This window comes from Pseudomonas sp. RC2C2, assembly GCF_018390435.1.
Classification (GTDB): domain Bacteria; phylum Pseudomonadota; class Gammaproteobacteria; order Pseudomonadales; family Pseudomonadaceae; genus Aquipseudomonas; species Aquipseudomonas donghuensis.
Genome location: NZ_JAHBAX010000001.1, coordinates 1,706,620 through 1,718,854, shown reverse-complemented (window position 1 = coordinate 1,718,854; position 12,235 = coordinate 1,706,620). Strand labels below are relative to the sequence as shown.

General features: G+C 62.6%; 12 protein-coding genes. 10 read left to right on the top strand and 2 right to left on the bottom strand.

Annotated elements, in window-relative coordinates:
* Positions 1-32: 32 nt before the first annotated feature.
* The 5 genes from KHO53_RS08005 to trpE all read left to right on the top strand — a co-directional run bounded on the left by KHO53_RS08005 (position 33) and on the right by trpE (position 5,304).
* Positions 33-1,280, top strand: a complete 1,248-nt coding sequence (locus KHO53_RS08005) for an ABC transporter permease (protein ID WP_010221458.1) — start codon at positions 33-35, stop codon at positions 1,278-1,280.
* A gap of 11 nt (positions 1,281-1,291) precedes the next feature.
* Positions 1,292-2,119, top strand: a complete 828-nt coding sequence (locus KHO53_RS08000; RefSeq protein WP_010221459.1) for an ABC transporter permease — start codon at positions 1,292-1,294, stop codon at positions 2,117-2,119.
* 144 nt (positions 2,120-2,263) lie between these two features.
* Positions 2,264-2,938 (top strand): ribulose-phosphate 3-epimerase, encoded by a 675-nt coding sequence (gene rpe / locus KHO53_RS07995; protein ID WP_010221460.1) that lies wholly within the window; start codon positions 2,264-2,266, stop codon positions 2,936-2,938.
* Positions 2,935-3,753 carry a phosphoglycolate phosphatase gene (locus KHO53_RS07990; protein WP_010221461.1) on the top strand — a complete coding sequence of 273 codons (819 nt, stop codon included), beginning with the start codon at positions 2,935-2,937 and terminating at the stop codon, positions 3,751-3,753. The genes rpe and KHO53_RS07990 overlap by 4 nt, the downstream gene beginning before the upstream one ends.
* A 69-nt stretch (positions 3,754-3,822) precedes the next feature.
* Complete coding sequence (gene trpE, locus KHO53_RS07985; RefSeq protein ID WP_213570167.1) at positions 3,823-5,304, top strand: anthranilate synthase component I; 1,482 nt, start codon at positions 3,823-3,825, stop codon at positions 5,302-5,304.
* A 45-nt stretch (positions 5,305-5,349) separates the two neighbouring features.
* On the opposite strand, the gene estP is transcribed toward trpE, so the two are convergent.
* A complete protein-coding gene (estP, locus tag KHO53_RS07980; protein ID WP_213570166.1) occupies positions 5,350-7,272 on the bottom strand; it encodes an esterase EstP in 1,923 nt (640 codons plus the stop codon).
* Positions 7,273-7,676: 404 nt separating this feature from the next.
* On the opposite strand from estP, the gene KHO53_RS07975 reads away from it, so the two are divergent.
* The 4 genes from KHO53_RS07975 to KHO53_RS07960 are packed head-to-tail and all read left to right on the top strand — an operon-like array spanning position 7,677 to position 10,920.
* Positions 7,677-8,270, top strand: a complete 594-nt coding sequence (locus KHO53_RS07975; RefSeq protein ID WP_010221464.1) for an aminodeoxychorismate/anthranilate synthase component II — start codon at positions 7,677-7,679, stop codon at positions 8,268-8,270.
* A gap of 9 nt (positions 8,271-8,279) precedes the next feature.
* On the top strand, positions 8,280-9,329 hold the full coding sequence (gene trpD / locus KHO53_RS07970; RefSeq protein WP_213570165.1) for an anthranilate phosphoribosyltransferase: 1,050 nt from the start codon (positions 8,280-8,282) through the stop codon (positions 9,327-9,329).
* Positions 9,326-10,162: an indole-3-glycerol phosphate synthase TrpC gene (gene trpC, locus KHO53_RS07965; protein ID WP_213570164.1), complete on the top strand. Its 837-nt coding sequence runs from the start codon at positions 9,326-9,328 to the stop codon at positions 10,160-10,162. Before trpD ends, trpC begins: the two co-directional genes overlap by 4 nt.
* A 53-nt stretch (positions 10,163-10,215) precedes the next feature.
* Positions 10,216-10,920, top strand: coding sequence for a lipoate--protein ligase family protein (locus KHO53_RS07960; RefSeq protein WP_213570163.1), 705 nt, complete (start codon positions 10,216-10,218; stop codon positions 10,918-10,920).
* Here the strand turns inward: KHO53_RS07960 and crp are convergent.
* A complete protein-coding gene (gene crp / locus KHO53_RS07955; RefSeq protein WP_010221468.1) occupies positions 10,917-11,561 on the bottom strand; it encodes a cAMP-activated global transcriptional regulator CRP in 645 nt (214 codons plus the stop codon). The two genes, KHO53_RS07960 and crp, sit on opposite strands and share 4 nt — an antisense overlap.
* A 192-nt stretch (positions 11,562-11,753) precedes the next feature.
* Between crp and KHO53_RS07950 the strand changes: the two genes are divergently transcribed.
* On the top strand, positions 11,754-12,176 hold the full coding sequence (locus KHO53_RS07950) for an OsmC family protein (protein ID WP_010221469.1): 423 nt from the start codon (positions 11,754-11,756) through the stop codon (positions 12,174-12,176).
* The last annotated feature ends 59 nt before the right edge of the window (positions 12,177-12,235 follow it).

Genomic DNA, 12,235 nt, shown 5'->3' with positions numbered 1-12,235 from the left:
CGCTCCTTGTTCTCAAGATTTCGGAGTTCGCTATGGCCATCGCAGTGCCCCTGAATGAAGGCGCCGGTTCCAACCTCAAGCAGCGCCTCAAGCGTGCCGAGCGGGTCAACCGCTGGAAGGCGCAAGCGCTGATCGCGCCGCTGGCGCTGTTTCTGCTGCTGGTGTTCCTCGTGCCGATTGCCGCGCTGCTGTACAAGAGCGTGGGTAACCCGGAAGTGGTGGGCGGCTTGCCGCAGACCGTAACCGCCGTGGCCGAGTGGGACGGCAAGGGCCTGCCAGGGGAGGCGGTGTACAAGGCGCTGAGCGAAGACCTTGCCCAGGCGCGCAAGAACCAGACCCTGGGCGATACCTCCAAGCGTCTGAACATGGAACTGGCCGGCTATCGCAGCCTGCTGGCCAAGACCGCCCGAGCACTGCCGTTCAAGAGCGAACCGGCTTCCTATAAAGAAGCCCTACAGGAACTGGACGAGCGCTGGGGCGATCCGGCCTACTGGCAGGCGATTCGCCGTAACACCAGTAGCGTCACGCCGTTCTACCTGTTGGCGGCTCTTGATCATCGCATCGATGATCTCGGTGAGCTGGCCAAGGCCACCCCGGACCAGGCCATCTACCTGGACATCTTCACCCGTACCCTGTGGATGGGCTTCGTCATCACTGCCATCTGCCTGGTGCTGGCCTATCCATTGGCCTACCTGCTGGCCAACCTGCCGACCCGGCAGAGCAACTTGCTGATGATCCTTGTACTGCTGCCGTTCTGGACCTCGATCCTGGTGCGGGTCGCGGCCTGGATCGTGCTGCTGCAATCGGGCGGGCTGATCAACAGTGCCCTGATGGCCATGGGCATCATCGACAAGCCGCTGGAACTGGTGTTCAACCGCACCGGGGTTTACATCTCCATGGTGCATATCCTGCTGCCGTTCATGATCCTGCCGATCTACAGCGTGATGAAAGGCATCTCGCCAACCTACATGCGCGCGGCGATTTCCCTCGGCTGTCATCCGTTCGCCAGCTTCTGGCGGGTGTACTTCCCGCAAACCTACGCCGGCGTAGGCGCAGGCTGCCTGCTGGTGTTCATCCTCGCCATCGGCTACTACATCACCCCGGCGCTGCTTGGCAGCCCCAACGATCAGATGGTCAGTTACTTTGTGGCCTTCTATACCAACACCAGCATCAACTGGGGCATGGCGACCGCGCTGGGCGGCTTGCTGTTGCTGGCCACCGTGCTGCTTTACCTGATCTATAGCTGGCTGGTCGGCGCCAGCCGCCTGCGCCTGAGCTGAGGAGCGTTGTCATGCTGAGCCCCTACATGTCGCCCGTCGAGCGGGTCTGGTTCTACAGTTTGCGCATCCTTTGCGGCCTGATCCTGTTGTTCCTGGTGTTACCGGTGCTGGTGATCATTCCGTTGTCGTTCAACTCCGGCAGCTTCCTGGTCTACCCGCTGCAGGGCTTCTCGCTGCAGTGGTACCACGACTTTTTCGCCTCGGCCGAGTGGATGCGGGCACTGAAGAACAGCATCATCGTGGCGCCAGCCGCCACGGTGCTGGCGATGGTCTTCGGTACCCTGGCCTCGATTGGCCTGACCCGCGGTGACTTCCCGGGCAAATCGCTGATCATGGCCCTGGTGATTTCGCCCATGGTGGTACCGGTGGTGATCATCGGCGTGGCCAGTTACCTGTTCTTTGCCCCATTGGGCATGGGTAACAGCTTCATTTCGTTGATCCTGGTGCATGCGGTGCTCGGTGTGCCGTTCGTCATCATTACCGTCTCGGCGACCCTGCAGGGCTTCAACCACAACCTGGTGCGAGCGGCAGCCAGCCTTGGCGCCTCGCCGTTGACCACCTTCCGCCGGGTGACCTTGCCGCTGATTGCGCCGGGGGTGATTTCCGGGGCGCTGTTCGCCTTCGCTACCTCGTTCGATGAGGTGGTGGTCACCCTGTTCCTGGCCGGCCCCGAGCAGGCGACCCTGCCACGGCAGATGTTCAGCGGTATCCGCGAGAACCTCAGCCCGACCATCGCCGCAGCGGCAACCTTGCTGATTGCCTTCTCTGTGGTGCTGCTGCTGACTCTGGAGTGGCTGCGTGGGCGAAGCGAGAAGCTGCGTACCCAGCAGCCGGGTTGAGGCCTTTTCGCGGGGCAAGCCCGCTCCCACAGGAGAGCGCTTGCCCCGCGATGCGCACCCGTCGACCGCCTTGATACCGGTCAGCCCCTGAGCGTTTCCCTGAGGTACAATGCGCGCCACTGTGATTCTGCCTACAGGTGCGCCATGCAGCCCTACGCTATTGCCCCCTCGATTCTTTCTGCCGACTTCGCCCGTCTGGGCGAGGAAGTCGACAACGTCCTGGCCGCGGGTGCCGACATTGTTCACTTCGATGTGATGGACAACCACTACGTGCCCAACCTGACCATCGGCCCGATGGTCTGCACCGCCCTGCGCAAGTACGGCATCACCGCGCCGATCGACGTGCACCTGATGGTCAGTCCGGTCGACCGCATCATCGGCGACTTCATCGAAGCGGGCGCCAGCTACATTACCTTCCATCCGGAAGCCAGCCTGCACATCGATCGTTCGCTACAGTTGATTCGCGACGGCGGTTGCAAGGCCGGCCTGGTGTTCAACCCGGCGACCCCGCTCGACACCCTCAAGTACGTGATGGACAAGGTCGACATGATCCTGTTGATGAGCGTCAACCCGGGCTTCGGTGGCCAGAAGTTCATCCCCGGTACCCTCGACAAGCTGCGCGAAGCTCGCGCGCTGATCGATGCCAGCGGTCGTGACATCCGCCTGGAAATCGACGGCGGCGTGAACGTCAACAACATCCGCGAAATCGCGGCCGCTGGCGCCGATACCTTCGTCGCAGGCTCGGCGATCTTCAACACCCCGGACTACCGCGAGGTGATTGCCAAGATGCGCGCCGAACTGGCCCTGGCCCGCCCATGAGTGGCTTCGAGCAGCTGTTCCCCGGCGCCCTGCCCAAACTAGTGATGTTTGATCTGGACGGTACCCTGATCGATTCGGTACCGGACCTGGCAGCGGCGGTGGATAACATGCTGCTCGCAATGGGGCGCCAGCCCGCCGGCCTTGAGGCAGTGCGCCACTGGGTCGGCAATGGTGCGCCGGTGCTGGTGCGCCGCGCGCTGGCGGGTGGCATCGATCACGAAACGGTCGATGACGACGAAGCGCAGCAGGGCCTGGAGCTGTTCATGCAGGCCTACGCCGAAAGCCATGAGCTGACGGTGGTCTACCCCGGTGTGCGCGACACCCTCAAGTGGTTGCACAAGCAGGGTGTGGAAATGGCCCTGATCACCAACAAGCCCGAGCGCTTCGTTGCACCCTTGCTCGATCAGATGAAGATCGGCCGCTATTTCCGCTGGATCATCGGCGGCGATACCCTGCCACAGAAAAAGCCCGACCCTGCCGCGTTGCTGTTTGTCATGAAAATGGCCAGCGTTGCGCCTGAGCAGGCGTTGTTCGTCGGCGACTCACGCAGTGATGTGCTTGCGGCCAAGGCCGCCGGGGTCAAGTGCGTGGGCCTGACCTATGGCTACAACCATGGTCGGCCGATCAGCGAAGAAGCACCGTGCCTGGTCATCGACGACTTGCGCGCGCTGTTGCCTGGTTGCTTAGATCCGGCCACTGGGATAACGTTGGCGAACGTTCAATCCCCCTCAGATCGAGATTCCATCGTGGCGGTTACCGGCAAACTCTGGATGAAAGTCATCAAGGCCCTGGCCCGCTGGCGTTGGCGCGCCTGACTGCCATCTGCCGGCACATGCCGGCCTGCTTGCCTGCCTGACCCATCTGCTGCTTGCCACGAGGCTATCATGACCCGCGAAGAATTCCTGCGCCTGGCCGCTGCCGGCTACAACCGCATTCCCCTGGCCTGCGAGACCCTGGCCGACTTCGACACCCCCCTGTCGATCTACCTGAAACTGGCCGACCAAGCCAACTCTTACCTGCTCGAATCGGTGCAGGGCGGCGAGAAGTGGGGGCGGTACTCGATCATCGGCCTGCCGTGCCGCACCGTGTTGCGGGTGCACGATCACCAGGTGCGGATCACCCACGACGGTGAACTGATCGAACAGCACGAAGCAGAAGATCCGCTGGCCTTCGTCGAAGCCTTCAAGGAGCGCTACCAGGTGCCGACCATTGCTGGTCTGCCGCGTTTCAATGGTGGCCTGGTCGGTTACTTCGGCTATGACTGCGTGCGTTATGTCGAGCGGCGTCTGGGCAAGTGCCCGAACCCTGATCCGCTGGGGGTACCGGATATTCTGCTGATGGTGTCCGACGCCGTGGTGGTGTTCGACAACCTGGCCGGCAAGATGCACGCGATCGTGCTGGTCGATCCGGCCCAGGAGCATGCCTACGAAAACGGCCTGGCCCGTCTTGAAGGCCTGCTCGCGCAACTGCGCCAGCCCATCGCCCCGCGCCGTGGCCTGGACCTGGGCGGGCCGCTGCCGGCAGAACCTGCGTTCCGCTCAAGCTTTACCCAGAGCGACTACGAGCGTGCGGTCGATACCATCAAGGAGTACATCCTTGCTGGCGACTGCATGCAGGTGGTGCCATCACAGCGCATGTCCATCGACTTCAAGGCTGCGCCGATCGACCTGTACCGGGCGCTGCGCTGCTTCAACCCGACGCCGTACATGTATTTCTTCAACTTCGGCGACTTCCATGTGGTCGGCAGCTCGCCGGAAGTGCTGGTGCGGGTCGAGGACAATCTGGTCACCGTGCGCCCGATCGCCGGGACCCGCCCACGCGGCGCCACCGAAGAGGCCGACCGCGCGCTGGAAGAAGACCTGCTGTCCGACGACAAGGAAATCGCCGAGCACCTGATGCTCATCGACCTGGGCCGCAACGATGCTGGCCGGGTGTCGGAAACCGGCTCGGTCAAAGTCACCGAGAAGATGGTGATCGAGCGCTATTCCAACGTCATGCACATCGTTTCCAACGTCACCGGTGAGCTGAAGCAGGGCCTGAGCGCCATGGATGCACTGCGCGCGATCCTGCCGGCGGGCACCTTGTCCGGGGCGCCGAAGATCCGCGCCATGGAAATCATCGACGAACTGGAGCCGGTCAAGCGTGGGGTCTACGGCGGTGCGGTAGGTTACTTTGCCTGGAACGGCAACATGGATACCGCGATTGCTATCCGCACGGCGGTGATCAAGGACGGCGAACTGCATGTGCAGGCCGGTGGCGGCATCGTTGCCGACTCGGTGCCTGCGCTTGAGTGGGAAGAAACCATCAACAAGCGCCGGGCGATGTTCCGTGCGGTAGCGCTGGCCGAGCAAACGCCACGCACCTGAGCCTGACTCACGGCGCCTGCTTGCGGCAGGCGCCGTTTTCCTTCCTTAGAACTCCAGGCTCACCGCCAGGTTGAGCCCTTGCTGGGTCAGCTCGTCGCTCTTGCGCCAGTTGTAGCTGCCGCGCAGGGCCAGGCCCGGCGCCAGGGTCTGGCTCAAGCCCAGGGTTGCCCGGTTCAGGTTGCTCTGCGGGGTGTAGCCGGTCAGGGTGAAGTCGTTGCCCGGCAGGCTGTTGAGGTGAATGGTCAGGTCCTGGCGGTCGTCTTCGAACTCGTGTTCGTGAGCCACTTCGGCGAACAACAGGGTGCTTGGCCCAGCCTGGTACTTGCCCTGCAGGCCCAGGCCCAGGCGCCGCGATTCACGCTCCTGATCGTCAAAGCTCAAGGCCGTGGCGCGGGTGCCTTTCTCCGAATACCCATCGACCTTCACCCGCGCATAGTCGGCGCTGACGAAAGGCGACAGGCTCCACTGGCTGCCGGGCGCCGCCAGGTCATAACCCAGTCGCGCGGCGAACGCCCACAGCTCGCCATCGGTATCACCTTTTTCGCTGCGATCATTCACCCCCAGGGCGAAGGTGCGCTTCAGGTCGCTGTAGTCCAGGTGCCCGCCGGTCAGGGCGGCGTCGGCCCACCACTGGTTCTGCTGGAACTGCACAAAGGCGGTGGCCAGGTAGCTGTCGAGCTTGTAGTCGGAGTCTTGCTCGCCGGCTTCAAGCTTCTGTTGATAAACACCGGTAGCAACGCCAACACGCCAGGCGTCATCCAGGCGATAGCTACCGCCCAGGGTCAGGTTGTAGCCATGGCCATCGGCGCTGGCCGAACTGTGCTGGCTGTCGATATCCAGGTTCTGCCCACCAGCGGCAACGATTGCCTGCCATTGACCGACCGGTTGCCAGCTGCCTTGCCACTGATTGCGCAGTTCATCCTGGTGCGCGCGCAGGCTGGCGTGAGCCATTTCCGGTAGCAGCGTCAGCTCCCAGGGCGCCGAGAGGATCGAGAAGGCGTAGTCGGCGATGAGCTCCTGCCCAGCGGTGGTGGGATGGACCGAATCGTTGAACAGCAGCTTGCTCGGATCAGGCGTGGCACTATTGATGCCGTACGTTGCGTTCTGCACGCAGCCATTGCCGCTGAAGCAGGTACCGACCAGGTTCTGCCCGCTGGCCAGGCCGAACTGCGTCGGAGCAGCCAGGGCTTCCTGGAGCAGCAACGGCACATTGAGCGGAATGACTTGCGCGTCAATCTGGCTCAGCTGGCCGACCAGTTGCTGGTTGAAGAGGCTGCTCAGTTGCGAGGCCGGGCCTTGCATCGGCGTGCCGTTCATTGCCGGGGTCAGGCCCAGGTCGGGCAGCAACCAGACCATGATGTACTGCGCGCCGCCCTGCTGCAGAGCCTGGGCGCTGGCAGCCAGGCGATTGGCGGCGGCTGCGGCGGTTGCCGGGCTGGTGATCTGCCCCTGGAGGAAGTCGTTGCCGCCACCGGTCAGGTAATAAAGCGCGTTAGGGTCGGCGCGCAATCCGCCCGCCAGGTAGCCCGGGCGCTCACGCAGCACGGTGCCGGCACCGGGATTGCCTGGTGGAATGATCACGTCGGAAGTGCCGGTGATCGAGTCGAGAATCTGGTCGGTGCGGTAGCCGCCCACTGCCCAGTTGTTGCCGTCAGGGCGACCGAGTGCGGCATTGACCGGTGAAGTCGAAGCGCCCAGGTCGGTCGGAGCAATACCCAGCTGCGCCCCGAGCAACATGGGCGATACCGCGCCAAAGGCCTCGCCGTTGCCATAGGTCGGGCCGATACGGTTGGTAAAGCGCTGGGTAGAGCCTGGCGCACCGTTGCTGTCGGGGAATTGCCCGGCATCGGCAAGGCTGTCACCGAAGACGATCAGGGTCGAGTAGGGGGAAGGGCCGGCATAGGCACTGGAGCAGGCCAGGGCCAGCAGCGAGAATGCACAGGGCAACAGAGAACGCGCGTTCAACATCGCAAAGATCCTTTTTCGTTGTTGTTATCGGATGACGCCTTAGGACGTTAGCAAAACATTCCACGCGTCTTCCATCGCTAAAGCGTTTCGGCATGCCTCGGTCATATTGCGTGGACCGCGCCGGTAGGCTACTGTGCGGGAACGTATGAACGAGACCTACCCCGTGTTGATCGTCAGCAAACTCTTGATGCGCGTAATCAAGGCCCACGCCCGTTGGCGTTGGCGCGCCTGACTTTATCTCTTGCCGGTTAGCCGGCCCTGTACCGCTTTGCCTTTCTGAACGCTTTACCTGCTGTAGCCAGCTGTTGCTGGTGGGCACAGGCAGACTCGCACCTGTTGCCCTGCGCACAGGCACTTCGAAAGGCATGTATTCAAAGTCAGTAGATGCAAGAGGTTGAACCCAGATGTTACTGATGATCGACAACTACGACTCCTTCACCTACAACGTCGTGCAATACCTCGGCGAATTGGGTGCAGAGGTCAAGGTCATTCGCAATGACGAACTGACCATCGCCCAGATCGAAGCCCTGAACCCCGAGCGCATTGTCGTCTCCCCCGGCCCGTGCACGCCGACCGAAGCCGGTGTATCGCTGCAGGCCATCCAGCATTTTGCCGGCAAGCTGCCGATCCTCGGCGTCTGCCTGGGCCACCAGTCCATTGGCCAGGCCTTTGGCGGTGATGTGGTGCGCGCCCGCCAGGTGATGCATGGCAAGACCAGCCCGGTGTTGCACAACGACCAGGGCGTGTTCGCCGGCCTCAACAACCCGCTGACCGTGACCCGCTACCATTCGCTGGTGGTCAAGCGCGAAACCTTGCCCGAATGCCTGGAGCTGACCGCCTGGACTGCCCTTGAAGACGGCTCGGTGGACGAGATCATGGGCCTGCGCCACAAAGAGCTGAACATCGAAGGGGTGCAGTTCCACCCCGAATCGATCCTCACCGAGCAGGGCCACGAGCTGTTCGCCAACTTCCTCAAGCAGACCGGCGGCCGCCGTTAAGGATCGAACATGGATATCAAGAGCGCGCTGAGCCGCATCGTCGGTCACCTGGACCTGAGCACCGAAGAAATGCGCGACGTCATGCGCGAAATCATGACCGGCCAATGCAGCGAGGCGCAGATCGGCGCCTTCATGATGGGCATGCGCATGAAGAGCGAGAGCATCGACGAAATCGTCGGTGCCGTGTCGGTGATGCGTGAGCTGGCTGACAAGGTCGAGCTCAACACCCTCGACCAGGTGGTCGATGTGGTCGGCACCGGCGGTGATGGCGCCAACATTCTCAACGTATCCACCGCTTCGGCCTTCGTCGTCGCCGCGGCCGGCTGCACTGTGGCCAAGCACGGTAACCGTGCGGTCTCGGGCAAGAGCGGCAGCGCCGACCTGCTGGAAGCAGCCGGTATCTACCTGAACCTGACGCCGGTACAAGTGGCGCGCTGCATCGACAGCGTCGGCATCGGCTTCATGTTTGCCCAGACCCACCATAAGGCGATGAAGTTCGCCGCCGGCCCACGTCGTGACCTGGGCCTGCGTACCCTGTTCAACATGCTCGGCCCGCTTACGAATCCGGCCGGGGTCAAGCACCAGGTCGTTGGCGTGTTCACCCAGGCGCTATGCCGCCCGCTGGCTGAAGTGCTGCAACGCCTGGGCAGCAAGCATGTATTGGTGGTGCACTCGAAAGATGGCCTGGATGAATTCAGCCTGGCGGCGCCGACGTTCGTTGCCGAACTCAAGAACGACCAGATCACTGAATATTGGGTCGAACCCGAAGACCTCGGCATGAAGAGCCAGAGCCTGCACGGCCTGGCCGTGGACAGCCCGGCCCAGTCGCTGGAGCTGATCCGCGATGCCCTGGGCCGGCGCAAGACCGAGAACGGCCAGAAGGCTGCGGAAATGATCGTGCTCAATGCTGGCGCTGCGCTGTACGCGGCCGACCACGCCATGAGCCTCAAGCAGGGCGTGGAGCTTGCGCACGATGCTCTGCACACCGGCCTTGCCCGGGAAAAACTCGAAGAACTGGGCGCCTTTACCGCGGTATTCAAGCAGGAGAATGAAGGATGAGTGTGCCGACGGTTCTGGAAAAGATTCTCGCCCGCAAGGTTGAGGAAGTCGCCGAGCGCAGCGCACGGGTCAGCCTGGCGGAGCTCGAGCGTATGGCGGCAGTCGCCGATGCTCCGCGCGGCTTTGCCAAGGCCTTGATCGAGCAGGCCAGGCGCAAGCAGCCGGCAGTCATAGCCGAGATCAAGAAAGCCTCGCCAAGCAAGGGCGTGATCCGTGAAAACTTCATTCCGGCCGACATCGCCGTCAGCTACGAGAAGGGCGGGGCGACCTGCCTGTCGGTGCTGACCGATGTCGATTACTTCCAGGGCGGCGACATCTACCTGCAACAGGCGCGTGCCGCCTGCAAACTGCCGGTGATCCGCAAGGACTTCATGATCGATCCTTACCAGATCGTCGAAGCTCGGGCGCTCGGCGCCGATTGTGTACTGCTGATCGTTGCGGCGCTGGATGACGTGAAGATGGCCGAACTTGCCGCCACGGCAAAAAGCGTAGGCCTCGACGTGCTGGTTGAAGTACACGACGGCGACGAGCTGGAGCGGGCGCTGAAGACCCTCGACACACCGCTGGTCGGGGTCAACAATCGCAACCTGCATACCTTTGACGTCAGCCTGGAAACCACACTCGACCTGCTGCCGCGCATCCCCCGTGATCGCCTGGCCATCACCGAGAGCGGCATCCTCAACCGCGCCGATGTCGAGCTGATGGAAATCAACGAGGTGTATTCCTTCCTGGTCGGCGAAGCGTTCATGCGTGCCGAGCACCCGGGGCTGGAACTGCAGCGCCTGTTCTTCCCGGAGCGCGCGGTGCAGAACCCGGTGCAAGTCCTGGATTGAACCAACTCTGAAGCCGGCAATGCCGGCTTTTTTGTCTCTACAAGGTTAATGCGATGACTGATCAAGTGGTGGATGTCACTGTCGAGGCCGGGCTGCACGCCGAGCAGGAGCTGCTGGCGGCTGTGTGCAAAGGCGAAAAGGATCATGGCCTGTTGTTCTGGCGTCCGACTGACCACGCCTTGGTCATGCCCCGGCGCATGAGCCGCCTGGAAGGTTTCGAGGCCGCCTGTGCCGAGCTTGCGATTGCCGGCTGGCCGGTATTGTTGCGCGAAACCGGTGGTGAGCCGGTGCCGCAGTCGCCTGCGGTGATCAACATCGCCCTGGTGTATGTGGCACCGAAAAGCGAGGGCGACCACGGGCGAATTGAAAACGCCTACGAGCGCCTGTGCCTGCCGTTGTGTGATGTGCTGCGCGAGTGGGGCGGGTTGGCGTCGGTGGGGGAAATCGAAGGGGCGTTCTGTGATGGGCGCTACAACGTCAACCTCAACGGCCGCAAGCTGGTCGGCACCGCCCAGCGCTGGCGCCAGGGCCTGGGCGGCAAGCGTCCGGTGGTGCTGGTGCATGGTGCGTTGTTGCTGGATAACGAACGCGAGTCGATGGTGGCAGCGGTCAACCGCTTCAATGAATGCTGTGAGCTGGAACAGCGCTGCCTGGCCGACAGTCACATTGCCCTGCACGAAGTGGTGCCCCAGGCGCCGTTGCTCGAGCGCCTTGGCCAGGCCTATGCCGAGGTGATCAAGGGGATCGCCCGCGACTAGCGGGTACCGAAGACCACCATGGTCTTGCCTTTTACGTGCACCAGGCTGCGTTCTTCAAGGTCCTTGAGCACGCGGCCGACCATTTCTCGTGAGCAACCGACGATCCGGCCAATCTCCTGGCGGGTGATCTTGATCTGCATGCCGTCCGGGTGGGTCATGGCATCCGGCTGCTTGCACAACTCCAGCAGGCAGCGGGCAACCCGGCCAGTGACGTCGAAAAACGCCAGGTCGCCGACCTTGCGCGTCGTATTGCGCAGACGTTGTGCCATCTGGCTGCCCAGCGCGTAGAGAATCTCCGGGTCATGGCGGGCCAGCTCGCGGAATTTTTCGTAGCTGATTTCCGCAACTTCACACTCGCTTTTGGCCCGGACCCAGGCACTGCGCCGCTGTTCCTGGCCCGCCGGTTCGAACAGCCCCAGCTCGCCGAAGAAATCACCGCTGTTGAGGTAGGCGATGATCATTTCGTGACCATCGTCATCTTCAATCAGGATGGTCACCGAACCCTTGATGATGAACGACAGGGTTTCGGCCTTGTCGCCGGCGCAGATGATGTTGCTCTTGGCCGCATAGCGGCGGCGCTGGCAATGGACCAGCAGCTTGTCGATGTTCTTGATCTTGGCTGGAAGGGCTGATGCAACCATGGCTGGATCCCGGTCAGGAGGCGACGCTTCAATTTCTTTTATAGGTTGTCTGGCGATAAGCGCCAGTGATTTGGCGTCAGCTTATCAGACACTCGCCCCTCTATCGGCAGATTTAGTCGTGCGCTTGAGCTTTTCCACCGGGCCCGCAGGGTCTAAGCTGGCAGCCTTTTTTCGAACAAGGGAGTCCAGGTAATGAAGGCGCGTATCCAGTGGGCAGGTGAAGCCATGTTTCTGGGCGAATCGGGTAGCGGCCATGTGGTCGTGATGGACGGCCCGCCCGAGGCCGGTGGTCGCAACCTGGGTGTGCGGCCCATGGAAATGCTGCTACTGGGCCTGGGTGGCTGCAGCAACTTCGATGTGGTCAGCATCCTGAAAAAATCCCGCCAGGCGGTGGAGAGCTGCGAAGCCTTCCTTGAAGCCGAGCGCGCCAGTGAAGACCCGAAGGTGTTCACCAAGATCCACCTGAACTTCGTGGTCAAGGGCCGTGGCCTGAAAGAGGCCCAGGTCAAGCGTGCGGTCGAGCTGTCGGCAGAGAAGTACTGCTCGGCTTCGATCATGCTCGGCCGGGCTGGTGTCGAGATCACCCACAGCTACGAGATCGTCGAGCTCGGTTGATGGCCAGCCATCGCGGGGCAAGCCCGCTCCTGCGGGTTGTGGGGGCGGGCTTGACCCGC